The organism is Caulobacter sp. 05L422 (assembly GCF_056397765.1).
In genome coordinates, this window is record NZ_JBFTOB010000006.1 from 66,478 (window position 1) to 88,585 (window position 22,108).

Sequence of the window (22,108 nt, forward strand, 5' to 3'; positions counted from 1 at the left end):
TCTCGGGGTGGCAGAACATACACAGAATATCCCCGTTCATCTTCGTCGGAGGCTCGCTGCGTCCGCGCGAAAAACCAGGCTTGGCGTTAACCTGTGGCGATGTCTCTCGTTCCTGCTCTTGACCTCCGCCCACCCTCCGCGATGGGCGACATCGTCGTCTCCGTCGCGCCTCACAATCTGGAGGCCGAACAGGCGCTGCTGGGCGTGCTGCTGTACGACAACTCGGCCTATGAGCGCCTGACCGACAGCCTGCAGGGCCGCCACTTCTACGAGCCCTTCCACGCGCGTCTGTTCAGCTCGATCGAGACCCACATCCGCAAGGGCCAGCTGGCCGAGCCGATCCTGCTGGCCGACGAGTTCAAGCACGATCCGGCGTTCGAGGAGCTGGGCGGCCTGCGCTACCTGGCCGACCTGGTCGACCGTGCCCCGCCCGCCGCCAATGTCGGCGACTACGCCCGCGCCGTGTTCGACCTGGCCCTGCGCCGCGACCTGATCCGCATCGGCGGCGAGATCGCCTCCACCGCCCACGGCGGGGTCGGCAAGGACGACGTCAAGCTGCCGGCCCGCGACCAGATCGAGCAGGCCGAACAGCAGCTCTACACCTTGGCCGAAAGCGGCGTGGCCAGCTCCGGCTTCGTCAGCTTCGGCGACGCCCTGCGCGGCGCGGTCGAGATGACCGCCGAGGCCTATAGCCGCGACGGCGGCATGTCGGGCCTGGCCAGCGACCTGATCGACCTGGACACCAAGATCGGCGGCCTGCACCCCTCCGACTTGATCGTGCTGGCCGGTCGTCCGTCGATGGGCAAGACCGCGCTCGCCACCAACATCGCCTTCAACGTGGCAAAGAAGTACGCCTGGGAGCCCCAGCCGGACGGCACCAAGAAGACCGTCAGCGGCGGCGTCGTGGCCTTCTACTCGCTGGAAATGAGCGCCGAACAGCTGGCCCTGCGTATGCTGGCAGACGCCTCGGGCGTGTCGGGCGACAAGCTCCGCAAGGGCGAGATCGACGCCAGCGAGTTCGGCCGGGTGCGCGACGCGGCCATCGAGCTGCAGGAAGCCCCGCTCTATATCGACGCCACCGGCGGCATCTCGATCGCCAAGCTGACCGCCCGGGCCCGTCGCCTGAAGCGCCAGGTCGGCCTGGACCTGATCGTCGTCGACTATCTGCAGCTGGTCACCGGCTCGGACCTCGGCTCCAACGCCAACCGCGTGCAGGAAGTCTCGCAGATCACCATGGGCCTGAAGGCCTTGGCCAAGGAGCTGGCCTGCCCGGTAATCGCCCTGTCGCAGCTGTCGCGTCAGGTCGAGCAGCGCGAGGACAAGCGGCCTCAGCTGTCCGACCTTCGCGAATCCGGCTCGATCGAGCAGGACGCCGACATGGTCTGGTTCGTCTATCGCGAAAGCTACTATGTCGGCCGTTCGGAGCCGCGCGAAGGCACGCCCGAGCACCTGCAATGGCAGGAGGACATGGACCGCCTGCAGGGCCTGGCCGAGGTGATCATCGCCAAGCAGCGTCACGGCCCCATCGGCACCGTGCGCCTGTCGTTCAACAGCGACACCACCCGCTTCGGCAACCTGGCCCGCGACCACTACTTCCACCAGATGCGCAGCGGCGACGACGAATAATCCGAGGACCCACGGCGAGGATTCCATTGTGGCCCATCAGCTCGTGCTCCAGTTTCCGCACGCTTCCCTGGCGGACTACGATGCGATGATCAGCCTGGAAGACCGGATCATCGAAGCCCTGAGCGGTTGCGGCGGCGACCTCGGCGATCTCGACGGCCACGACGCGGGTTCCGGGGAGATGAACATCTTCATCATCACGCCGGAGGCGCGGGCAACCTTTGCCCTCGTTGCGGAACTGTCGGTGATGAAGCCGCTCATGGCGGACCTTAAGGCGGCCTATCGAGACCTGGGGGCGGATGATGATCACTACGTCGTGCTGCATCCGACCGGATCGACCGGCTTCTCCGTCACCTGAGATTTGACCCGGGACGCATCGATCGGCCAGGGTATGGCTGTCGTCGAAACGAGACCGCCCAATGGATTTCAATCCCCTGCCGACGTCCACGGTCGTCGGCGCGTTTCTGCTGGCCTTCCCGGCGCTGTTCTCGATCGTCAATCCGGTCGGGGCCTCGCTGATCTTCCATCAGGTGCTGGCCGACCGTACGGCGCACGAGCGCCATCAGCTGGCCTTCCGGATCGCGACCTACGCCCTGGCCATCCTGCTGGGATCGCTGTTGCTAGGCGGCTACATCCTCAACTTCTTCGGCGTCAGCCTGGGCGCCCTGCGCGTGGCGGGCGGCCTGGTGGTGGCGATCCGGGCCTGGGGCCTGCTCATGCAGCCCGAGGCGCACGAGGACCGCAAGAGCGACGCGGCCTCCCCCGCCGAGCGCCGCACCGAGGACATCGCCTTCTTTCCGCTGACCATGCCGTTCACGACCGGACCCGGCTCGATCGCCGTGGCCATCGCCCTGTCCTCGCAGCGGCCGGCCGGCGGCCACACGGTGGTTCCGTTCTTCCTGGGCGCCAGCCTGGCCGCCCTGGCGGTCGCCCTGCTGATCTGGGGCCTCTATCGCGGGTCCGACCGGGTCATGGCCCTGCTGGGCGTGTCCGGCGCGCGGGTCATGTCGCGTCTGGTCGCCTTCCTGCTGCTGTGCATCGGAGTGCAGATCCTGGCCAGCGGGCTGGAGAGCCTGGCGGGCGACTTCCTGGCGCGACACCCGCTGCACTGAAACAGCTCGCCATCCGCACTGGCTTTGCGCGGCGTGCTCGGCTACGTCCCGCCTCGTGACCGAAGCCAGCCTCCTGACCCTCGACCTCGACGCCCTGGCGTCCAACCACGCCGTGCTCAAGGCCGCCGCCGGCGGAGCCGAGATCGCGCCCGCCGTGAAGGCCGACGGCTACGGCCTGGGCGCGGCCGTCGTCGCCGGTTTCCTGTGGGACGATGGCGCGCGCGCCTTCTACGTGGCCAGGCTGTCGGAAGGCCTGGCCCTGCGCCGGGCCCTGGGCGAGCGCAAGGCGACGATCTATGTCCTGGACGGCGTCACGCCGGGCTCGGCGCCCGCCCTTGAGGCGGCCAGGCTGACGCCGGTGCTCAACAGCTTGCCGCAGATCGAGGCCTGGAACAGCCACGCGCGCGGCCGCACCCTGGACGCCGCCCTGCACATCGACACCGGCATGAACCGGCTGGGCCTGCGCCCGGAAGAGGCCGTGGTCCTGACCGGGGCGATGGACCGGCTGAAGTTCCTGAACATCACCCTGGTGATCAGCCACCTGGCCTGCGCCTGCGAGCCCGACCACGCGCTGAACGCCCGCCAGCTGGCCAGCTTCATCGAAGCCGCCGCGCTCTTCCCCAACGCTCGCCGCAGCCTCGCCAACTCCGGCGGCATCTTCCTGGGCGAGGCCTTCCGCTTCGACCAGTGCCGGCCCGGCATCAGCCTCTATGGCGGCGGTCCGCGCGACGTGCCCGACGCCCGGATCAAGGCGGTGGCGACGCTTGAGGCGCCGATCCTCCAGGCCCGGGTCGTGCCGCGCGGCGAAAGCATCGGCTACGGCGCGGCCTTCACCGCGCGGGACACCACCCGCGTCGCCATCCTGGCGGCCGGCTATGCCGACGGGGTGCCGCGCGCCGCTCATCCGCGCGGCGCGGTGTGGTTCGACGGCGCCCTGCGCCCGATGCTGGGCCGGGTGTCGATGGACCTGATCGCCGTCGACATCACCGACTGCGACGCCGCCCGCCCGGGCGCGATGATGCAGATCATCGGCCCCGACCTGCCGGTGGACGACGCGGCGGCGGCGGCCGGCACCACGGCCTACGAGTTGCTGACCCGCATCGCGCCGAGGGCTCGACGGGTGGTCAAGGGCGGCTGAGAGACGGTGCGTCCGGCTTTGGCGCAGCGGGCGGCCAAGCTGTAGTCTCCAGTCATCTTCGAATCAGGAGCCCCCATGGCCCGTGACGGCGCCGTCTACGCCTGCCAGTCCTGCGGCGCGGTCACGACCAAGTGGTCGGGTCAATGCTCGGCCTGCCAGAGCTGGAACAGCTTGGTCGAGGAAACCGGCGTCCGCGCGCCCGGCGCCTTGTCGGTCACCAAGGCCAGCCGCACGCGCGGCCTGCAGTTCACTGGCCTGGAAAGCGACACCCCGGCCCCGCCCCGCATCATCACCGGCGTCGACGAGTTCGACCGGGTCTGCGGCGGCGGCGTGGTGCCCGGCTCGGCGATCCTGATCGGCGGCGACCCGGGCGTCGGCAAATCCACCCTGCTGCTGGAGGTGGTCGCCAAGGCCAGCCTGAAGGGCGTGAACTGCGCCTACATCTCGGGCGAGGAGGCCGTGGCCCAGATCCGCGGCCGCGCCGAGCGCATGGGGTTCGCCCAGGCCCCTGTGAAACTGGCCGCCGAAAGCAGCCTGCGCGACATCCTCGACGGCCTGAAGCGCGACAACTTCGATCTGGTGGTCATCGATTCGATCCAGACCATGTGGAGCGACGCCCACGAGGCCGGGCCCGGCACGGTCACCCAGGTCCGGGCCTGCGCCCAGGAGCTGGTGCGCCTGGCCAAGAAGAAGGGCGTGGCCATCCTGCTGGTCGGCCACGTCACCAAGGACGGCCAGATCGCCGGCCCGCGCGTGGTCGAGCACCTGGTCGACGCGGTGCTCAGCTTCGAGGGCGAGCGCGGCTATCCGTTCCGCATCCTGCGCGGCGCCAAGAACCGTTTCGGGGCCACCGACGAGATCGGGGTGTTCGAAATGGGCGATTCCGGCCTGCGCGAGGTCAAGAACCCCTCGGCCCTGTTCCTCAACGAGGGCGGCGAGCGGGCGGCGGGCGCGGCGGTGTTCGCCGGCATCGAGGGCTCGCGGCCCGTCCTGGTCGAATTCCAGGCTCTGGTCGCCCCGTCCGCGTACGGAACGCCCAGACGCGCCGTGGTCGGATGGGATTCCGGGCGCCTGGCCATGGTCTTGGCTGTGCTCGAATCGCGTTGCGGCCTTGGTTTTGGCAACAAGGACGTCTATCTGAACGTCGCTGGCGGCCTGCGGATCACCGAGCCGGCGGCGGACTTGGCGGCGGCGGCGGCCCTGGCCTCTTCGGCCCTCGACATCGCCCTGCCGCAGGACTGCGTCGTCTTCGGCGAGGTCAGCCTGTCCGGTGAAGTGCGGCCCGTGAGCCGTATGGAGACACGTTTGAAAGAGGCCGCGAAACTCGGCTTTGGCCGAGCTCTGGGACCGTTGTCGGGGCTTCCCGAAGGCGGCGGAGCCCTGCCTGTCGCCGGCGTGGCGCGACTGGCCGACGCGGTGCGCCGCATCGGCGACGAGATCTGGGGCCAGCTGACGTGACGCCTTTCGACATCATCTTCGGCCTGATCCTGCTGGTCTCGGCCCTGGTCGGCTTCGCGCGCGGCGCCTCGCGGGAGCTGACCTCGGCCCTGTCGTTCATCGTCGCCGCCCTGCTCGCCCTGCTGGCGCTGCGCGTCACCGGCCCGCTGTTCCGGGGCATGATGGATCCGGACTGGGCGGCCACGGCGGCCGCCATCCTGGTCGCTTTCGTCATCATCTTCGTGCTGCTGCGTCTGGTCGGCGCCCAGATCACCAAGACCCTGCACGCCGACGGCGCCCTGGGCACGCTGGACCGCCTGATGGGCCTGGCGTTCGGCGTGCTGCGCGGCCTGGTGGTGCTGGGCGTGTTCAGCCTGGTGTTCCACATGGCCACCCCGCCCGACCGTGTCCCCGGCTGGATGTCGAAGTCGGCGCTGTATCCGCTGTCCAACGCCGCCGGCCGCGTGCTGAAGGTGTTCGCCCCCAAGGGCGCCGGCCTGGCCGGCAAGCTGGCCCCCGCCATTGAAGACGCCGTCCACGATGGAACAAGAGATGGCGGCGCCAGCGACAAACCGTCCGAACGCAAGTCGGGCGATCCGGGTTATGATAAGGACCAGCGTCGCTCCGTCGACGAGCTGGTGGAGAAATCGCGATGACGTCCTTCGGCCAGTCGACCGACCGCTTCTCGTCCAAGCCTTGGCGTGATCCGGAAGATGACACCCTGCGCCTCGAATGCGGGGTCTTCGGCGTCTACGGCGTGCGTGACGCCGCCGCCGTCACCGCCCTGGGCCTGCACGCCCTGCAACATCGCGGCCAGGAAGCCTGCGGCATCGCCGCCTTCGACGGCCAGCGCTTCCACACCGAACGCCACATGGGCCACGTGGGCGACGCCTTCACCGGCAACGACCTGGTCCAGCGCCTGCCCGGCGGCATGGCCATCGGCCACACCCGCTACTCCACGGCCGGCGGCAGCGGCATCCGCAACGTCCAGCCGATGTTCGCCGATCTCGAGACCGGCGGCGTGGCCATCGCCCACAACGGCAACCTGACCAACTTCCTGACCCTGCGCGAGCGCCTCGTCCAGGAGGGCGCGATCTTCCAGTCGACGTCGGACAGCGAGGTGATCCTCCACCTGATCGCCCGCTCGCGGAAGGCGCGGATCGTCGACCGCTTCATCGACGCCGTCGGCCAGATCGAGGGCGGCTACGCGATCGTGGCCATCACCAACAAGAAGATGATCGGCCTGCGCGACCCGCTGGGCATCCGCCCGCTGGTGCTGGGCGACCTGGACGGTCAGCCGATCCTGGCGTCCGAAACCTGCGCGCTCGACATGATCGGCGCCCGCTTCGTGCGCGACGTCGAGCACGGCGAGATGGTGGTGATCTCCGAAACCGGCGTGAAATCGCTGCGTCCGTTCCAGAACGTCGCCGCCCGCCCCTGCGTGTTCGAATACGTCTACTTCGCCCGCCCCGACAGCGTCGTGAACGGTCGCTCGGTCTATGACGTGCGCAAGCGCATGGGCCAGCGCCTGGCCATCGAGACCGGCGTAGAGGCCGACGTCGTGGTGCCGGTTCCCGACAGCGGCGTGCCCGCCGCCATCGGCTTCGCCCAACAGAGCGGCCTGCCCTTCGATCTGGGCATCATCCGCAACCACTATGTGGGCCGCACCTTCATCCAGCCGACCCAGGGCGTGCGCGAACTGGGCGTGCGCATGAAGCACAGCCCCAACCGCGCGGTGCTGGAAGGCAAGCGCGTGATCCTGATCGACGACTCGATCGTGCGCGGCACGACCTCGCTGAAGATCGTGCGCATGGTCCGCGAGGCCGGCGCCAAGGAGGTTCACCTCCGCTCGGCCAGCCCGCCGATCAAGTGGCCCGACTTCTACGGCATCGACATGCCCGAGCGCGACCAGTTGCTGGCGGCCAACAAGTCGCTGGAAGAGATGGCCAAGTTCCTGGAGGTCGACTCGCTCGGCTTCCTGTCGGTCGACGGCCTCTACCAGGCGCTGGAAGCCGGTCCGCGCGACCCGGCCCACCCGCAGTTCACCGACCACTACTTCACCGGCGACTATCCCACGCGCCTGACCGACCGCGAGATCGCCGAGGGCCGCAACGACCAGGCCGAGAAGCAGCTGTCGCTGCTGAGCGCCTAGCTCCGCCTCACAACCGCATCGTCCCCCGACTTGTTCGGGGGACCAAAGCTGCGCTAATCCAGATTTCCAGGCGGCTCGGCTTGGGTTCCCCGAAGATGTCGGGGAATGACGTATTGAGAGGCGCTAGTGGCCAATCCCGTTTCCACCCTCCTCGCCAAGCTGAAGATCGACGGCTACATCCTGGCCCTGTTCGGCATGGTCGTGCTGGCCTCGATCCTGCCGGTGCGCGGCGAGGCCGCGACGATCGTCGGCTGGGTGGTCAAGATCGCCATCGCCCTGCTGTTCTTCCTGCACGGCGCCAAGCTGTCGCGCGAGGCCGTGGTCGCGGGCCTGACCCACTGGCGCCTGCACCTGACGATCCTGGCCTTCACCTTCGTGCTGTTCCCGCTGCTGGGCCTGGGCATCAGCAAGTCAGGCGTGCTGTCGCCCACCCTGTCCAGCGGCATGCTGTTCCTGTGCTGCCTGCCGTCGACCGTCCAGTCGTCGATCGCCTTCACCTCGATCGGCCGGGGCAATGTCGCCGCCGCCGTCTGCGCGGCCTCGGCCTCCAATCTGCTCGGCATCTTCCTGACGCCGGTGCTGGTGGGCCTGCTGATGCACGCCCACGGCGACGTCGGCGGCTGGGACTCGATCAAGTCGATCGTCATCCAGCTGCTGGTCCCGTTCGTGGCCGGCCAGCTGGTGCGACCCTGGGTCAAGGGCTGGATCGAGAAGCACAAGGCCCTGGTGGGCCAGGTCGATCGCGGCTCGATCCTGCTGGTGGTCTATTCGGCCTTCAGCGCCGCCGTGGTCGGGGGTATCTGGAAGATCGTCTCGATCCCGGAACTGGGCGTCCTGCTGGTCGCCTGCATGCTGCTGCTGGCCGTCGTGATGGCCGCCACGGTGTTCGGCGCGCGGGCCCTGGGCTTTTCCAAGCCCGACGAGGTGGCCATCGTGTTCTGCGGCTCCAAGAAGAGCCTGGCCACCGGCGTGCCGATGGCCGGCATCCTGTTCCCCGGCGCGACGGCCGGCATCCTCGTCCTGCCGCTGATGCTGTTCCATCAAATCCAGCTGATGGCCTGTTCGGTGATCGCCCAGCGCTACGGCGCGCGGCCCGCCGACGAGGCCTGATCGCCGGTTTCAATCGTCCGGCTTAGCCACTAGAACCCGCCCATGACTTCCGACTCCGAAAAGCCGCTGGCCGGCCGCATCGCCCTCGTCACCGGCGCCACCCGCGGCATCGGCGAGGCCATCGCCCTGGGCCTGGCCCAGGCCGGCGCACACGTCATCGCCCTGGGCCGCGCGCAAGGCGCCCTGGAAGCCCTGGACGACGCGATCTTCGCCGCGACCGGCGAGCACGCCACCCTGGTCCCGCTGAACCTGCTGGAACCCGACGGCCTGGATCAGCTGGGCGCGGCCCTCTACGAGCGGTTCGGCAAGCTGGACATCCTGGTCGGCGCCGCCGGCGTGCTGGGCGCCCTCACCCCGGTGGGCCACCTGGACCCCAAGGGCTGGGACATGATCATGGCCACCAACCTGACGGCCAACTGGCGGCTGATCCGGTCCATGGACCCGCTGCTGCGCCGCGCCGAGGCCGGTCGGGCCATCTTCCTGACCAGCAGCGTCGCCAAGACCCACCGCGCCTTCTGGGGCGGCTACGCGGCCTCCAAGGCCGGCCTGGAGGCCATCGTGGCCTGCTACGACGACGAGATGGAGAACACCACGGTGCGCGCCGTCTGCGTCGATCCGGGCGCCATGCGCACCCGCATGCGGGCCGGCGCCTTCCCCGGCGAGGACCCGCAGACCGTGCCCGCGCCCGACACCATCGTCCCGCTGATCGTCGACCTGGCCCGCCCCGACCGCGTGCCCCCCAAGGGCGTCGTGAAGTTCAAGGACCGCGGCCAGGAATCGGCCAGCGTCGGCTGATCCCGAGGGCKGCGATTTCTGATCGCCGTTAACTTATCGGACGCACGGCGGGTCTCACGGTCCACCCGCCGAGGCAAAAGTCGACAATCCGACAAAATCTCGCAAAAACAGAGCTTTACGGCCAGGCAGTCTGTCGAACCGTCAGGGCGGCGAAATATCCCTTAGATTGAGTTGCGCCAAACTGCCGCATCGTCGCGCGTGGATCAGGGCGACAACGTTAACGCCTCCTCAACCCCGCCGACGCACGTTCACTCGTGCAGTGCGGCCCTCGATGCGGCCCCACCGGGGGAGTTCATCGATGTCGCTTTTCTCGCCGAAACGTCCTGATCAGAAGGCGGCTCAACGCCTCGCGGACCTGGAGGCCACCGTCGCCGCCATCGACCGTTCGCAGGCGATGATCGAGTTCCAGCTCGACGGCACAATCATCACCGCCAACAAGAACTTCCTGAGCACCGTGGGCTATTCGCTCGACGAGATCGTTGGGCGCCATCACGGCATGTTCGTCGACCCCGCCTACGGCCGCAGCGCCGAATACAAGGCCTTCTGGGCCAGCCTGGCGCGCGGCGAGTTCTTCTCCGACAAGTTCCAGCGCGTGGGCAAGGGCGGCAAGGACGTCTGGATCCAGGGCAACTACAACCCGATCTTCGACGCCGCCGGCAAGCCGCACAAGGTCATCAAGTTCGCCGTCGACATCACCCAGGTCGAACTCGAGCGGATCGCCAACGAAGCCCGCCGCAAGGCCGAGGAAGAGCAAAGCGCCGTGGTCTGCTCGCTGGCCGGCTATCTGAAGCGCCTGGCCGGCGGCGACCTGACCGCCCGGATCACCGAGAACTTCGAAGGCCGCTTCCTGGCCATCAAGGAAGACTACAACGTCGCGGTCGACAGCCTGCGCTCGGCCATGAGCCAGATCGTCGGCTCGACCGACGGCCTGCGCGCCAGTTCCGATGAAATCGCCGCCGCCTCCGACGACCTGTCGCGCCGCACCGAGCAGCAGGCCGCCAGCCTCGAGGAAACGGCCGCCGCCCTCGACGAGATCACCGCCACGGTCCGCCGCAGCGCCGCCGGCGCCAAGGAAGCCTCGTCCGCCGCCTCCAGCGCGCGCGAAGAGGCCGCCCGCTCCGGCACGGTCGTACGCGACGCCGTCGCCGCGATGGGCGAGATCGAGCAGAGCTCGGGCCAGATCACCCAGATCATCGGCGTCATCGACGAGATCGCCTTCCAGACCAACCTGCTGGCCCTGAACGCCGGGGTCGAGGCGGCTCGCGCCGGTGACGCCGGCCGCGGCTTCGCGGTCGTGGCCCAGGAGGTGCGGGCCCTGGCCCAGCGCTCCGCCGAGGCCGCCAAGGAGATCAAGACCCTGATCGCCAACAGCACCTCGCAGGTGGCGCGCGGCGTCCAGTTGGTCGGCGACACCGGCCAGGCCCTGAACGGCATCGTCGGCAAGGTCGCCGAGATCGACACCCTGATCTCCGAGATCGCCAAGTCCTCGCAGGAGCAGGCCACCGGCCTCAACCAGGTCAACGCCGCCGTCAACCAGATGGACCAGGTGACCCAACAGAACGCGGCCATGGTCGAGCAGGCCACGGCCGCCGCCACCAACCTCAAGTCCGAATCCTCCGCCCTGGCCGGACTGGTGTCGCGCTTCGAGACGGGCGAAGCGGTCCGGCGTCCCGTGGCGGCGCCCGCCGCCCGCCCCTATGCGGCGCAATCGGCCCGCCCGTCGGCCCGCCCCGTCCCTCAGATGCGTCCAGGATCCAGCGCCGCCGTCGCGACCGAATGGGAAGAGTTCTAGGCCAGGGTGCGGAAGGTCACGGAGTAGCGCAGCGTCTCGACCGGCGGGATGCTGTGCTCCCAGGCCGAACGGGCTTCTCCGGCCAGCCAATAGGCCGAGCGCGGCTCCAGCGTCAGGGACCGCCGTTCCCAGCCGGCCCCGTCCGGCCGCCGGAACCGCAGGACGCATGGCGACAGCAGCGAGACGCCGACCACCTCGCCGAACGCCGCCTTGTCGCGATGCCAACCGATCGGCGCGCGGGGCGGATATTCGTTGACCAGGGCGTGGACCAGGGCCTCCGGCGCCAGACCCGCCAGATCGGCGGCCTTGCGCCGCAAGGACTGTAGGAAATCGGGGATCGGCGGGCCGTGCCGCAACTCCTCGGCCGGACCGTCATAGCGCCGGCCGAAATAGGCCACCCGACGACGCGCGCTGTAGCCCCGCATCTCGAAGGCGCGAAGATCCAGGCGGCCCAACGCCTCCGCCAGCGCGGCCTCCTCGTCCGGATCGATCAGGTCGGGCCGATAGACGAAACCGGGCGGTCCCGGCGCCGGATCGTCGAACAGGCTGGCTTGTCGTGGGCTCATGGTCGGCAAATGGGCCCGCCGACCTCCCCGTTCCAGTGCAACCCTTGGCGGACTGGCGCGTCTATCGGCGTCGGAGACCCCATGACGACCAGCCCGCCTGCCATCAGCCCCGATCACCTGGATGCGATCATCGTCGGCGCGGGTCCCGCTGGACTGACCGCCGCCCTCTACATGGGACGCTTCCGGCGGCGGGTGCTGGTCATCGACGGCGGCGACAGCCGCGCCGCCTGGATCCCCACAACCCACAACCATCCGGGCTTTCCCGACGGGGTGGCCGGGACGAAGCTGCTTGACCTGCAGAGGGAGCACGCCCTGCGTTACGGGGCGCGGATCCAAGCGGGAACGGTTCAGGCGCTTTCCATCGGGGACGACGGCTTCACCCTCGAGATCGACGGCGACCGCCTGCAGGCCGCGACCGTGCTGCTGGCCTGCGGGGTCGAGGACAACGCCCCGGCCCTGCCCGAGGTCGACGAATCCGTCCGGCGCACCCTGCTGCGGATCTGCCCGATCTGCGACGGCTACGAGGTCACGGGCCAACGGGTCGGCGTGATCGGCCATGGCCCGCTGGGCGCCCGCGAGGCCCTGTTCCTGCGCACCTACGCCGACCAGCTCACCCTGATCCACGTCGCCGCGCCCGACGCCCTGCCCGCCGAGGAGCGCGCCCTGCTGGCGGAAGCCGGCGTGACGCTGATCGAGACGCCGATCGAAAGCGTCGAACTGCAACCCGACCGCCCGCGCGCTCTGTGCTTCTCGGGGACGGGACGCATGGAGTTCGATGCGCTCTACAGCGCCCTGGGCGTGACGCCGCGAACGGGTCTGGCCCTGACGGCCGGGGCGCGTCACGACGACCAGGGCCGGCTGGTGGTCGACGACCATCAGCAGACCTCGATTTCTGGGCTCTACGCGGCCGGCGACATGGTGCGCGGCCTCAACCAGATCACGACGGCGCAGGGCGAGGCCGCGATCGCGGCGACGGCGATGCACAACCGCCTTCGCCTCACGACGCCCGGAGCTGCTTGAGCAGCAGATTGGCGGTCGCCGTCGCCGAGCCGTCGCCCGTCAGCGCCACGGCCACGAAGGCGCGATCGGCAGGCGAATAAAGCGCCATCGCGCCGACACCCGACGCGCCGCCCGCGTGGCCCAACCAAAGCGTGGCGCCGCCCGCGCTTTCCGGAGCGTCCATCGCCATCACGCCCAGGCCGTAGAACGTGCCGGTGTCGAACATCGGGTAGAGCGTCGCGAACATCGCCTCCACCCGCGGCTGCTTCAGGAGCTGACCGCCCAACAGCGCCCGCCAGAACGCGACCATGTCGTCCGCCGAGGCGACGATCGGCCCCGCCGCGCCGGGCTCCGACAGGGCGATGACCGGCGCCTTGGCCGAGAACAGCGGCGCGACATCGCCCGGCGGCGCGTCGGCCCGGATGGTCTTCATTCGCGTCAGACCCAGCGGCTTGATGACCCGCGCGTCTATCGCGTCGGTATACGCGCGGCCGTCGACCCTCGCGATGATCTCGCCCAACAGGGCGTAACCGGTGTTGGTGTAGCGCCAGCGCTCGCCCGGGCAGAACATCGGGCCGTGACGGCGCGCGATGCGCAACTGCTCGGCGAGGTCGGGCGCGCGATGCTCGGCGCGAACCCTGAGGTCCTCGTTGGCGCTGAACAGGCCGCTGGTGTGGGCCAGGAGATCGCGAACCGTCACGATCTGGCCGTTGGGGACGTCCCGCACCCACTTCGAGACTGGATCGTCCAGCGAAAGCTTGCCCTCCTGGGCCAGTTGCAGCACGACCGTCGCGGTCATCGTCTTTCCGGCGCTGGCCCAGAACAACATCGAAGCGTCGCCGGTCGCCTCGGTCCGCGACCAGACGCCCCGACTCGGGACCATGACCGCCGCCGTGATCGAAGGCGCGCCGGTCGCCGCCTTGGCCTTGTCGAAGGCGGCGTCGAGCCTGGCCTTGGTGGACGCGTCGAAGGGCGCGGCCGCGGCGTCGCCGACTGGGCCGATCATCACCGGGGCGTGGAGCGCGGCTCCGACATAGGGCTTTCGGCCCGAGCAGACGGCCGGCCGATAGTCGTCGGCCATCGCCACATTCGCCACGCCGGCCAACGGCGTCGCGAGCGCGCCAAGGACCAGACTTCGTCTCGCTAGCATCGCCTGCCTCCCCGGATCCGCCTCAGGGTGAGGCGAAGTCCGAGGCTATCTTGTGGCGTGGCTCAGCGCCCCTTCGGCGGCGCTTTGTTGCCGCGAACGGTGCGGGCGCCGGCGACGGGACGACGCGGCGCGGTCTTGGAGCCCGCCGCCTTGCCGCCGGCGGCCTTGAAGCCGACCTTGTAGCTGGGCGTGGTCGACTTCTTCTGGGCCCGGGGGCCCTGCTTCTTGACCGACTTGACCGCGCCCTTGCCGGGCTCGGCCGCCGGTGTCGCGGCGATCTCGGTCGGCTTGGGGGCCTTGGACGCCTTGGCCGCCTTCGAGACAGGCTTGCCGCCGCTCGGGGCGCGCACGGGCAGACCGGCGGCCACCGCGGCCGCCGCCGCGGCGGCTTCGGCCACGCGCACCGACTTCTTGACGGTGTTGCGCGATGCGCGGATGCGTTCGGCTTCGCGTTCACGCCGCTCGAACTCGCGCTTGCCCTTGCCCGAGTGGCCCTTGGCCTCGCCCTCGGCATAGGGGTTGGCGCCCGACTTCAGGGTGATGCGCAGCGGCACGCCCGGCAGGTCGAAGCTTTCGCGCAAGGAGTTGATCAGGTAGCGCCGATACTGCTCTGGCATCTGGTCGGCGCGGCTGGAGAACAGCACGAAGGTCGGCGGACGGGCCTTGGTCTGGGCCATGTACTTGGGCTTGATGCGCTTGCCGCCGACGCTGGGCGGCGGGTGGCGCTGCATGGCCATCTGCAGCCAGTCGTTCAGGTCGCGGGTCTTGACCTTGGTCGACCAGTCCTTGTGGCTCTTGAGCACGGCCGGCATCAGGCGCTCGACGCCCTTGCCGGTCTCGCCCGACAGCGCCACCACCGGCGTGCCGCGCAGCTGCGGCAGCATGCGCTCGGCGTGCTCGACGAAGCCCTTCAGGGTCGCGCCCGGATCCTCGACCAGGTCCCACTTGGCCAGCACGAAGACGACGCAGCGCCCTTCCCGCTCGGCCAGGTCGGCGATCTGCAGGTCCTGGGTCTCGAAGGGGTGGGTGGCGTCCATCACCAGCAGCACCACCTCGGCGAAAGTGATCGAGCGGATGGTGTCACCGGTCGAGAGCTTCTCGAGCTTCTCGTTGACCTTGGCCTTCTTGCGCAGGCCGGCGGTGTCGACCAGCCGCACCTTGCGCCCGCCCCAGTCCCAGTCGACCGAGATGGAGTCGCGGGTGATGCCCGCCTCGGGACCGGTCAGCAGGCGCTGCTCGCCGATCAGGCGGTTGATCAGGGTCGACTTGCCGGCGTTGGGACGGCCGACAATGGCGATCTTGATCGGCTTGTCGTCGTCCAGCTCGTCGTGGTCGCTCTGCAGCTCTTCCGGCGCGATGGCGATCAGGGCCGCATAGAGCTCGGCCATGCCTTCGCCGTGCTCGCCGGAAATCTGGATCGGCTCGCCCAGACCCAGGACGTTGGCCTCGGCCGCGCCGTGGTCGCCCGCCTTGCCCTCGGACTTGTTGGCGGCGACCAGCACCGGCTTGTTCCGCTTGCGCAGGATCTCGGCGAAGATCTTGTCCAGCGGCGTCAGGCCCTCGCGGGCGTCGAACACCAGCAGGGAGACGTCGGCCTCCTCGATCGCCAGCTCGGTCTGGGCGCGCATCCGCGCTTCCAGGCTCTCGTCGGTGACGTCCTCGAAGCCGGCGGTGTCGATCAGCTCCAGGTCCAGGTCGCCCAGGCGGCCATGGGCGAAGCGGCGGTCGCGGGTGACGCCGGGCTGGTCGTCGACCAGGGCCAGCTTGCGGCCGGCCAGACGGTTGAACAGGGTCGACTTGCCCACATTGGGGCGGCCGACGATGGCGAGTTTCAAAGGCATGGGCTGTGATTAGTCGATTTCGGGGACAAAAGCGACAAACCCGGACTGGTAAGGACCAGCCCGGGTTCGCGACGCTTGGATTGTGGGTCCGGGCGAGCCCGGGGAACGCCTAGCGGATGGCGATCAGATCGGCTTCGTCGGTGGCGACATAGACTGTGTCGCCCATCGCCATCGGGCCCAACAGGACACGCTGGCCGAGCTTCAGGGTCTTCAGCGTCTCGCCGGTCTTGGGGTTCAGGGCCACGGCCTGGCCTTCGCTCGACACGGTGATCAGGCGGCCCGAAGCCAGGATTGGCGTCGACCACAGCAGCGGGTGCTTGGCGCGCTTCTTCTTCTGCTTCTTGCTCAGTTGATCGGTGTTGTTCAGGTCGCGGATCCAATAGACCTGACCGGCTTCACGCGACACGCAGATCACCTGGCCGGCCTTGTCGACCACGAAGACCACGTCGCCGGCCGCCCACGGGCTGGTGATGGCGGTGACCGGCAGGCTCCAGCGGGCCTGGCCCGTGCGCAGGTCGGTGGCGGCGAAGACGCCCGAATGGCTGACGGCGAAGACGTCGCCCTTGAAGATCACCGGACGACCGGCGATGTCGCGGATTTCCGACAGGGCGTTGGTGCGGCTGGCGCGGCTGAGGGCCTCGCTCCACAGGTCGTTGCCGTTGGTGGCGCGCAGGGCGACCAGTTCGCCCGAGGCGAAGCCGGCCACGACCGTGTCGCCGCTGACGGCGGGGCTGGTGGCCCCCAGGATCCGGGCGGGCTCGATCAGGGCCTGATAGGTCCAGCCCGGCGCGCCGTCGGCGGCGTTGAAGGTCAACAGTTCGTTGTCGGTGGAGATCGCGAACACCCGGCCGTCGGCGACGGTCGGCGCGGCGTGGATCGCCGTGCTGGTCTCCTGACGCCAGGCCTCGGCGCCGGTTGCGGCGTCAAGCTGGGCGACGAAACGGAAGCCCGACGCGACGTACAGCTTGCCGTTGGCGTAGGCGACGCCGCCGCCGAAGCCCGTGCGGTCGGCCGTGCTGCCGCCAATGCCCAGGAAACCGTGCTTCTTGCCCGGAGCCTTGGCCGGACGCAGGTCCTTCTTCCAGATCGTCGAGCCGCTGCGGGCGTCGATGGCGCTGACGGTCGCTTCACCGTCCATGACGAAGATCTTGCCGTCGGCGGCCACGGGCGGCGCGGTGACGTGATAGCGGCGATTGGCCTTCTGGCCGAAGCCCTTGCGCCAGGCGACGTCGAAATTGGCGGCCGCGGCCACGTGCTCGACCGACTGCTCGGCGTTGCCGCCCGGCAGCGGCCAGTCGGCCTGAACGGTGGGCTCGGGCAGGAAGAAGTCGACGCCCTTCAGCGCTTCGGCCTGCTCGACCTTCTGGTCGAAGGCGATGACCGAGATCCGCTGACCCTGGGTGGCCAGGGTCTTGTTGGCCTCCTTCTTGTCGAAGGGGTTGATCTTCGAAATCGTCGAACACCCGGCCACCGACACCGCGGCGGTCATCATCGCGGTGAGAAGCAGATAGCGCTTAGTCGTCATGGGGCGGCGGCTCATTGGGCGGTATTGGGGGCGGCAGCGGGGCCGACGTCGGCTTGCACGCCGGGCGGAAGCGCCAGCGCGGAGGGCGGCGGCAGAGCCATGGCCGCCTTGACCACGGCCGGCAGATCCTTGGCGGAGCCTGAATCGATCATGGCCATGGCGGCGCGGGCGCGCTCGCGAATTTCGTCGGAGGAGTTGTCGAGCGAGCTGGACAGCACGAGGAAGTCGCCGCGCGCGCCGGCCAGGTCACCGGCCTGCAGCTTGGCGAAGGCCAGCGCTTCCTTCGCCTGCACGCGATAGGGACTCGTCTCGCCCATCAACGGATTCAGCCTCGCCTCGACTTCCTTGTAAGGAGCCGTGTCGAGGAGCGCCAAGGCGGAATTGAGGCCGGCTTCGTCCGCGAGCACCGGATTGGTCGCAAGCTTGGCCGCTTGGTCGAAATAAGCCACCGCTTCGGCGGTTTTGTTCTGTTCCAGACGCACGCCGCCCATCTGCATCAGGGCCAGGGCCTTGTAGGTGGGCGTGCCGGTCTTGGAGATCGCCTCGAACGCCGGGAAGGCCGTGACCGGACCCGTCTTCTGGGCGCTGGTCAGGGCCGCTTGGTAGGCCTCGGCGGCCTTGTCGGTCTGATTCTGCTGGTAGCTGGTCCAGCCCATCCAGCCGCCGGCGCCCAGAATCGCCACCGCGGCCAGCGCGCCCACCCAGGGCAGCGACTTCAGCGCGAGGGACTTGTAGCGGTCGGAGCGCAGCTGCTCTTCGACCTCGTCAAACACATCGACCACGAACGAGGCTCCGATAGGGGCGAAACAGCGCCCTGAGGCGGCGATACGGGATCACTCCAGAATCGACGCGCGAAATGAAAACCATGGCGAGCGAACCCACCGAGGCGGCGAACCTATAGCGTGTCTGGGCCAGCCGCAACGGGGCGGAACCGGTGCGCGCCCCAGTCTTTGGGTCTGCTAGCCCTTCTTCGCGTAGTACGTCTCGGCCTCGCCCGGGAAGGTGCGCGCCTTGACGTCGCGGGCGTAGTCGGCGGCGGCCCGCTCGATCTCGCCCTTCAGGTCGGCGTAGCGGCGCACGAACTTCGGGGTCCAGTCGAACAGGCCCAGCATGTCGTCGACCACCAGCACCTGGCCGTCGCAGCCGGCCGAGGCGCCGATGCCGATGGTCGGAACCGAGATGGCGGCGGTCACTTCACGCGCCAGGCCCTCGGCCACGCCCTCGACCACCACGGCGAAGGCCCCGGCCTCGGCGGTGGCGCGGGCTTCCTCCAGCACCTTCAGCCGGCCGGCCTCGTCCTTGCCCTTGGCCTTGAAGCCGCCGTCTACCAGCACCGCCTGGGGGCGCAGGCCGATGTGGCCCATGACCGGAATGCCGCGCTGCACGAGATAGGCGATGGTGGACGGGACGGTGGAACCGCTCTCGACCTTCACGGCCTGGCAGCCCGTCTCCTTCATGATCCGCACGGCGTTGGCGTAGGCGTCTTCCGGCGCGCCCTCGTACGAGCCGAACGGCATGTCGACCACGACCATGGCCTTGCGCGAGCCGCGCATCACCGCCTGGCCGTGCAGGATCATCATCTCCATGGTCACGCCCACGGTGTTGGGCAGGCCGTGGACGACCATGCCCAGCGAGTCGCCGACCAGCAGCACGTCGCACGACTCGTCCAGCGCCGCGGCGATCGGCGCGGTGTAGGCCGTCAGACAGACGATGGGCTCGCCGCCCTTGCGCGCGGCGATGTCGGGAGCCGCCAGGCGGCGGACCTTCTCTTCACGATGGGCGGACAGGACGAGCACTCCAGCGAAAAACGCGTGCCGTTTTCCGCCAGAACGTTCGGCGCCGCAACATGATCGTTGAAAACTTTGCCTAGACCTCGTCCATCAGCCGGGTGACGGCGAAGGCCAGGGCCAGGCCCGCCAGCCCGACCGCCAGCCAGATGGTCTCCGCGCCGCCCAGGGTGAACAGCTGGTCGTAGCGATGAGTGAGCTTGTCCAAACCCAGGTCCAGCTGACGCGCACTGTCATGCGACATCTCCGAGAACTCGCTGGAGAACCGGGCGCTGACCAGCTGGGCGGCGGCGGCAACCCCGGCCACGACGCCGGTGGCGCCGATCAGCACGCGGCGCAGCGCCCAGCCCCGATCAAGCTTGTTGGTCACCTGCTGCGCGAACAGCTCGGCGTCGCGAAACACTGGAGCCTGACCGTAGAGGCGCGTGAGTTGGGTTTCGAAATCCAGGTCAGCCACGGTTTTCCCTCCTCGCGGAGTCGTTCGGTGCGCTTTCGGACGGCGGGGCCATCCGGGCTCTGAGTTTATCCAGACCACGTTTGACATGGGATTTGACCGTCCCAAGGGGGATGTTCAAGACCTCGGCCGCCTCGGCGTGCGACCAGTCGGCCCCGTAGCAAAGCGACACGCAGAGCCGCTCGGCTTTCGACAGATGTTTCAGCGCTTCGTCCAGGTCCAGACGATCCGCCGTCGCGGCGGAACCGTCCGACGCGACCGGAGCCTCGTCCTCGGGGGCCTCGGTCAGCACGAAACGCGCCTCCCGCTTGACCTTCCGCAGATAGAGCCGCGCGGCGATCTTCTTGATCCAGCCCGCGAAGCTCCCCTCCCCGCGATAGTCGACGATCTGCTCGTAGCCGACCAGGAACGCGTCCTGGGCGATGTCGTCGGCCGTGGCCGGATCGGCCCCCAGCCGGCGCAGCAGTCCCCGCACGGCCGAGCCGTGGCGGCGCACCAGCTCGCCGAAGGCCCGCCGGTCGCCGGTCGCCGCCAGGGCGGCCAGTTCGACGTCGTGGCCTGTGGGTGGGCGTTCAGTGCCCATGAATTCGTCCCCTCTTCCCCGCGGTGCGCTTAAGCCTCGGGCGCACGCTTGTTGGGGTTGAAGAAGCTGAGGATGACGAAGGCCAAGCCGATCATGCCGGGGATGGCGGCGCCGCTAACGGTGCCGAACATCGCATTATCGTTGATGCCGCCCAGCGCGACGCCGGTCAAAACAACGCCGCCGGAGGCCGCCAGCAGGATTACGCCGATGCGCAGATCGCGGTGTGCCGACGACACCCTTCGCGGCCTCACATCCTTGGTCATCGCCTCGATCAGTTCGGGCGGCAGCGGCTGTCCCTTTTCGATGGCCGCTCGCACCGTTTTCTGCATCTCGCGTCGCTCGCGGATCCTCAGATAGTTGGGAACGATGACGATGGCGGCGATCATCGTGAACAGGCCCAGCGGAACCAGAATCTCTTCCATCTCAATTTCTCGCTTTCCCCGACAAGAGCGTGTTGCTTGCCGTTCTTGTAGGTAAGAGACCTGGGCCACGCCGTTTGGAGGCGCCGGGTCGGATGAAACTTTCGTAAGGCTACGCCCCTCGAAGGATTCGAACGATTCCCCGGGGAATCCAGCGCCTAGCGTCGCATCAGGACCTGTCCGCCCAGCAGGCTGACCGCCGCGGCCAGGGTCAGGATCCCGGCGGCGGGCAGCAGGGCCGGCGCCAGTGTTTGGACCGCCAGGTTCAGCACCGGCGCGCAGGCCCACAGCACCGCGCCGCCGGCGACGGCGGTCACGGCGGCCGAGGCCAGCTTCAACCGCAGCTCGCGCCGCGCCACGCCCTGCATCACCTCGGCGACGAACGCCGCGTCCACGGCCGGCCGCGCGGGGGCGGCGTCGGCGGACAGAAAAGCGGCCAAGCGGTCTTCGGGGGTCATGACGCGTCTCCCAGTACGGCCAACAATCTCTCACGTCCTCGGTTCACATGCGACTTCACGGTGCCCAGGGGCAGGTCCAGCACCTGCGCCGCCTCGCCGTGCGACCAACCTTGGCCGAGGCAGAGGGTGACGCAGGCCCGCTGATCCGGCGGCAGGTCGGCCAGCGCCGCCTCCAGCGCCATGCGATCGGCCGGGTCGACGTCGCGCGGGGCGTCCTCGGCCTGGTCTTCGCTCCACGCTTGGTCGCGACGCGCGGCCCGCCGGGCGGCGCGGCCGTGGTCCAGGGCCTTGCGCCAGGCGATCCCGAACAGCCAGGCGCGAAAACCCTCGTCCTCGCGCAGCCGGCCGAGGCTGGACCAGGCCGCCAGGAAGGCCTCCTGGGCGATGTCGTCGGCGTCGCCGAAGCCGCTCTTGCGCAGGAACCCGCGCAGGGCCCGCTCGTGCGTCGCCACGAGCCGGGCGAAGGCGGATTGAGATCCGTTTCGCGCGGCTCGAACGAGCGGTCCGTCCATCAGACCCGCGGCCCTCGGTCCACAAGGATCGCCACCGCAGACGCCACGGCCAGCGCAGCCATGACGAAGGCCGCGATGATGAAGGCGGGCCCGGCCTGGGCGAGGTCGGTCACCGACGCATAGGTGAAGCCCGCGCAGAGGCAGCCGAACAGCGCGACCCGCGACCAGGTGTGCTGGTGGCGATAGCGTCGACGATGGCGGCGACGCGAACGTTCATCCTCGTCCGCCTCCGCGAACTCGTCGCCGTCGTTCCAGCGCTTGCTGAGCTTGGCCAGCAGCTCCGGCGGCGGCTCGCGCCCGGCCTGGGCGTAGGTCTTGATCAGGTCCAGGGTGTCGCGGTTGGCCCTGTAGGACAGCCAGCTCTGATAGGCGCCGAACACGAACCAGCTCAGCGGAAAGATCAGCCACCAGAACTGCCGAAACATCTCTTCCATGGTCCAGGTCTCCTAGATGCTTCGGATCAGCAGGCGTCGTGGGCGCGCAGGCGCGCCACGAGCGCGGCGGGCGGCTCGCGGCCGGCCTCGGCGTAGGACTTCAGGACGTCCAGGGCGTCGCGGCGGGCGCGATAGGCCAGCCAGGTCTGGAAGGCGCCGACCATCATCCAGCTCAGGGGGAACACCAGCCACCAATAAGAGCGGAACAGCTCTTCCATCGG

The 22,108-nt window shown here is 69.1% G+C and carries 24 protein-coding genes; 11 read left to right on the plus strand and 13 right to left on the minus strand.

Annotated elements, in window-relative coordinates:
* Window positions 1-93 precede the first annotated feature (93 nt).
* From AC1DMQ_RS07720 to AC1DMQ_RS07765, 10 genes are all read left to right on the plus strand, one after another.
* On the plus strand, window positions 94-1,626 hold the full coding sequence (locus tag AC1DMQ_RS07720; protein ID WP_477032967.1) for a replicative DNA helicase: 1,533 nt from the start codon (window positions 94-96) through the stop codon (window positions 1,624-1,626).
* Between the two features lie 28 nt (window positions 1,627-1,654).
* Entirely contained in the window at window positions 1,655-1,981 is a 327-nt protein-coding gene (locus tag AC1DMQ_RS07725) for a hypothetical protein (protein WP_477032968.1), read from the plus strand.
* Window positions 1,982-2,042: 61 nt separating this feature from the next.
* On the plus strand, window positions 2,043-2,735 hold the full coding sequence (locus tag AC1DMQ_RS07730; RefSeq protein WP_477032969.1) for a MarC family protein: 693 nt from the start codon (window positions 2,043-2,045) through the stop codon (window positions 2,733-2,735).
* Window positions 2,736-2,790: 55 nt separating this feature from the next.
* Entirely contained in the window at window positions 2,791-3,873 is a 1,083-nt protein-coding gene (gene alr, locus AC1DMQ_RS07735; RefSeq protein ID WP_477032970.1) for an alanine racemase, read from the plus strand.
* Between the two features lie 75 nt (window positions 3,874-3,948).
* Entirely contained in the window at window positions 3,949-5,331 is a 1,383-nt protein-coding gene (gene radA / locus AC1DMQ_RS07740) for a DNA repair protein RadA (protein WP_422182696.1), read from the plus strand.
* Complete coding sequence (locus AC1DMQ_RS07745; RefSeq protein ID WP_477032971.1) at window positions 5,328-5,966, plus strand: CvpA family protein; 639 nt, start codon at window positions 5,328-5,330, stop codon at window positions 5,964-5,966. The genes radA and AC1DMQ_RS07745 overlap by 4 nt, the downstream gene beginning before the upstream one ends.
* Window positions 5,963-7,462 carry an amidophosphoribosyltransferase gene (purF, locus tag AC1DMQ_RS07750; RefSeq protein ID WP_477032972.1) on the plus strand — a complete coding sequence of 500 codons (1,500 nt, stop codon included), beginning with the start codon at window positions 5,963-5,965 and terminating at the stop codon, window positions 7,460-7,462. The genes AC1DMQ_RS07745 and purF overlap by 4 nt, the downstream gene beginning before the upstream one ends.
* 126 nt (window positions 7,463-7,588) lie before the next feature.
* Window positions 7,589-8,572, plus strand: a complete 984-nt coding sequence (locus AC1DMQ_RS07755) for a bile acid:sodium symporter family protein (protein WP_477032973.1) — start codon at window positions 7,589-7,591, stop codon at window positions 8,570-8,572.
* A gap of 42 nt (window positions 8,573-8,614) precedes the next feature.
* Window positions 8,615-9,367, plus strand: a complete 753-nt coding sequence (locus AC1DMQ_RS07760; RefSeq protein ID WP_477032974.1) for an SDR family NAD(P)-dependent oxidoreductase — start codon at window positions 8,615-8,617, stop codon at window positions 9,365-9,367.
* A gap of 298 nt (window positions 9,368-9,665) precedes the next feature.
* Complete coding sequence (locus AC1DMQ_RS07765) at window positions 9,666-11,159, plus strand: methyl-accepting chemotaxis protein (protein WP_477032975.1); 1,494 nt, start codon at window positions 9,666-9,668, stop codon at window positions 11,157-11,159.
* Here the strand turns inward: AC1DMQ_RS07765 and AC1DMQ_RS07770 are convergent.
* Window positions 11,156-11,725, minus strand: coding sequence for an alpha-ketoglutarate-dependent dioxygenase AlkB (locus AC1DMQ_RS07770; RefSeq protein ID WP_477032976.1), 570 nt, complete (start codon window positions 11,723-11,725; stop codon window positions 11,156-11,158). The genes AC1DMQ_RS07765 and AC1DMQ_RS07770 overlap by 4 nt on opposite strands.
* Before the next feature lie 81 nt (window positions 11,726-11,806).
* On the opposite strand from AC1DMQ_RS07770, the gene AC1DMQ_RS07775 reads away from it, so the two are divergent.
* The gene (locus tag AC1DMQ_RS07775; RefSeq protein WP_477032977.1) at window positions 11,807-12,745 is read left to right on the plus strand and encodes an NAD(P)/FAD-dependent oxidoreductase; all 939 of its coding nucleotides are present in this window, start codon (window positions 11,807-11,809) and stop codon (window positions 12,743-12,745) included.
* Here the strand turns inward: AC1DMQ_RS07775 and AC1DMQ_RS07780 are convergent.
* The 12 genes from AC1DMQ_RS07780 to AC1DMQ_RS07835 form a co-directional block, all read right to left on the minus strand.
* Entirely contained in the window at window positions 12,723-13,874 is a 1,152-nt protein-coding gene (locus AC1DMQ_RS07780; protein ID WP_477032978.1) for a serine hydrolase domain-containing protein, read from the minus strand. The genes AC1DMQ_RS07775 and AC1DMQ_RS07780 overlap by 23 nt on opposite strands.
* A gap of 62 nt (window positions 13,875-13,936) precedes the next feature.
* Window positions 13,937-15,715, minus strand: coding sequence for a ribosome biogenesis GTPase Der (der, locus tag AC1DMQ_RS07785; RefSeq protein WP_477032979.1), 1,779 nt, complete (start codon window positions 15,713-15,715; stop codon window positions 13,937-13,939).
* 109 nt (window positions 15,716-15,824) lie between these two features.
* Complete coding sequence (locus AC1DMQ_RS07790) at window positions 15,825-17,240, minus strand: PQQ-like beta-propeller repeat protein (protein WP_477032980.1); 1,416 nt, start codon at window positions 17,238-17,240, stop codon at window positions 15,825-15,827.
* Between the two features lie 11 nt (window positions 17,241-17,251).
* Window positions 17,252-18,022 (minus strand): tetratricopeptide repeat protein, encoded by a 771-nt coding sequence (locus AC1DMQ_RS07795; RefSeq protein WP_477032981.1) that lies wholly within the window; start codon window positions 18,020-18,022, stop codon window positions 17,252-17,254.
* Window positions 18,023-18,199: 177 nt separating this feature from the next.
* Window positions 18,200-19,027 (minus strand): 3-methyl-2-oxobutanoate hydroxymethyltransferase, encoded by an 828-nt coding sequence (gene panB / locus AC1DMQ_RS07800; protein WP_477033081.1) that lies wholly within the window; start codon window positions 19,025-19,027, stop codon window positions 18,200-18,202.
* Window positions 19,028-19,106: 79 nt separating this feature from the next.
* Window positions 19,107-19,484 (minus strand): hypothetical protein, encoded by a 378-nt coding sequence (locus AC1DMQ_RS07805; protein ID WP_477032982.1) that lies wholly within the window; start codon window positions 19,482-19,484, stop codon window positions 19,107-19,109.
* Window positions 19,477-20,064, minus strand: a complete 588-nt coding sequence (locus tag AC1DMQ_RS07810; protein WP_477032983.1) for an RNA polymerase sigma factor — start codon at window positions 20,062-20,064, stop codon at window positions 19,477-19,479. Before AC1DMQ_RS07810 ends, AC1DMQ_RS07805 begins: the two co-directional genes overlap by 8 nt.
* Before the next feature lie 29 nt (window positions 20,065-20,093).
* On the minus strand, window positions 20,094-20,486 hold the full coding sequence (locus tag AC1DMQ_RS07815) for a DUF6249 domain-containing protein (protein WP_477032984.1): 393 nt from the start codon (window positions 20,484-20,486) through the stop codon (window positions 20,094-20,096).
* Between the two features lie 155 nt (window positions 20,487-20,641).
* Window positions 20,642-20,941, minus strand: a complete 300-nt coding sequence (locus tag AC1DMQ_RS07820) for a hypothetical protein (RefSeq protein ID WP_477032985.1) — start codon at window positions 20,939-20,941, stop codon at window positions 20,642-20,644.
* Window positions 20,938-21,453 carry an RNA polymerase sigma factor gene (locus AC1DMQ_RS07825; protein WP_477032986.1) on the minus strand — a complete coding sequence of 172 codons (516 nt, stop codon included), beginning with the start codon at window positions 21,451-21,453 and terminating at the stop codon, window positions 20,938-20,940. The genes AC1DMQ_RS07820 and AC1DMQ_RS07825 overlap by 4 nt, the downstream gene beginning before the upstream one ends.
* Entirely contained in the window at window positions 21,453-21,887 is a 435-nt protein-coding gene (locus AC1DMQ_RS07830; RefSeq protein ID WP_477032987.1) for a hypothetical protein, read from the minus strand. The genes AC1DMQ_RS07825 and AC1DMQ_RS07830 overlap by 1 nt, the downstream gene beginning before the upstream one ends.
* A gap of 26 nt (window positions 21,888-21,913) precedes the next feature.
* Entirely contained in the window at window positions 21,914-22,105 is a 192-nt protein-coding gene (locus tag AC1DMQ_RS07835) for a hypothetical protein (protein ID WP_477032988.1), read from the minus strand.
* Between the last annotated feature and the right edge of the window lie 3 nt (window positions 22,106-22,108).

Excerpts from the sequence above, each read along its gene's own strand:
- radA (WP_422182696.1), top strand. The coding sequence starts at position 3,949 with ATGGCCCGTGACGGCGCCGTCTACGCCTGCCAGTCCTGCGGCGCGGTC.
- AC1DMQ_RS07770 (WP_477032976.1), bottom strand. The coding sequence starts at position 11,725 with ATGAGCCCACGACAAGCCAGCCTGTTCGACGATCCGGCGCCGGGACCG.
- der (WP_477032979.1), bottom strand. The coding sequence starts at position 15,715 with ATGCCTTTGAAACTCGCCATCGTCGGCCGCCCCAATGTGGGCAAGTCG.
- AC1DMQ_RS07815 (WP_477032984.1), bottom strand. The coding sequence starts at position 20,486 with ATGGAAGAGATTCTGGTTCCGCTGGGCCTGTTCACGATGATCGCCGCC.
- AC1DMQ_RS07830 (WP_477032987.1), bottom strand. The coding sequence starts at position 21,887 with ATGGAAGAGATGTTTCGGCAGTTCTGGTGGCTGATCTTTCCGCTGAGC.
- AC1DMQ_RS07835 (WP_477032988.1), bottom strand. The coding sequence starts at position 22,105 with ATGGAAGAGCTGTTCCGCTCTTATTGGTGGCTGGTGTTCCCCCTGAGC.
- purF (WP_477032972.1), top strand. The coding sequence starts at position 5,963 with ATGACGTCCTTCGGCCAGTCGACCGACCGCTTCTCGTCCAAGCCTTGG.
- AC1DMQ_RS07820 (WP_477032985.1), bottom strand. The coding sequence starts at position 20,941 with ATGACCCCCGAAGACCGCTTGGCCGCTTTTCTGTCCGCCGACGCCGCC.
- AC1DMQ_RS07780 (WP_477032978.1), bottom strand. The coding sequence starts at position 13,874 with ATGCTAGCGAGACGAAGTCTGGTCCTTGGCGCGCTCGCGACGCCGTTG.
- AC1DMQ_RS07765 (WP_477032975.1), top strand. The coding sequence starts at position 9,666 with ATGTCGCTTTTCTCGCCGAAACGTCCTGATCAGAAGGCGGCTCAACGC.
- AC1DMQ_RS07790 (WP_477032980.1), bottom strand. The coding sequence starts at position 17,240 with ATGACGACTAAGCGCTATCTGCTTCTCACCGCGATGATGACCGCCGCG.
- AC1DMQ_RS07760 (WP_477032974.1), top strand. The coding sequence starts at position 8,615 with ATGACTTCCGACTCCGAAAAGCCGCTGGCCGGCCGCATCGCCCTCGTC.
- AC1DMQ_RS07810 (WP_477032983.1), bottom strand. The coding sequence starts at position 20,064 with ATGGGCACTGAACGCCCACCCACAGGCCACGACGTCGAACTGGCCGCC.
- AC1DMQ_RS07775 (WP_477032977.1), top strand. The coding sequence starts at position 11,807 with ATGACGACCAGCCCGCCTGCCATCAGCCCCGATCACCTGGATGCGATC.
- AC1DMQ_RS07730 (WP_477032969.1), top strand. The coding sequence starts at position 2,043 with ATGGATTTCAATCCCCTGCCGACGTCCACGGTCGTCGGCGCGTTTCTG.
- AC1DMQ_RS07825 (WP_477032986.1), bottom strand. The coding sequence starts at position 21,453 with ATGGACGGACCGCTCGTTCGAGCCGCGCGAAACGGATCTCAATCCGCC.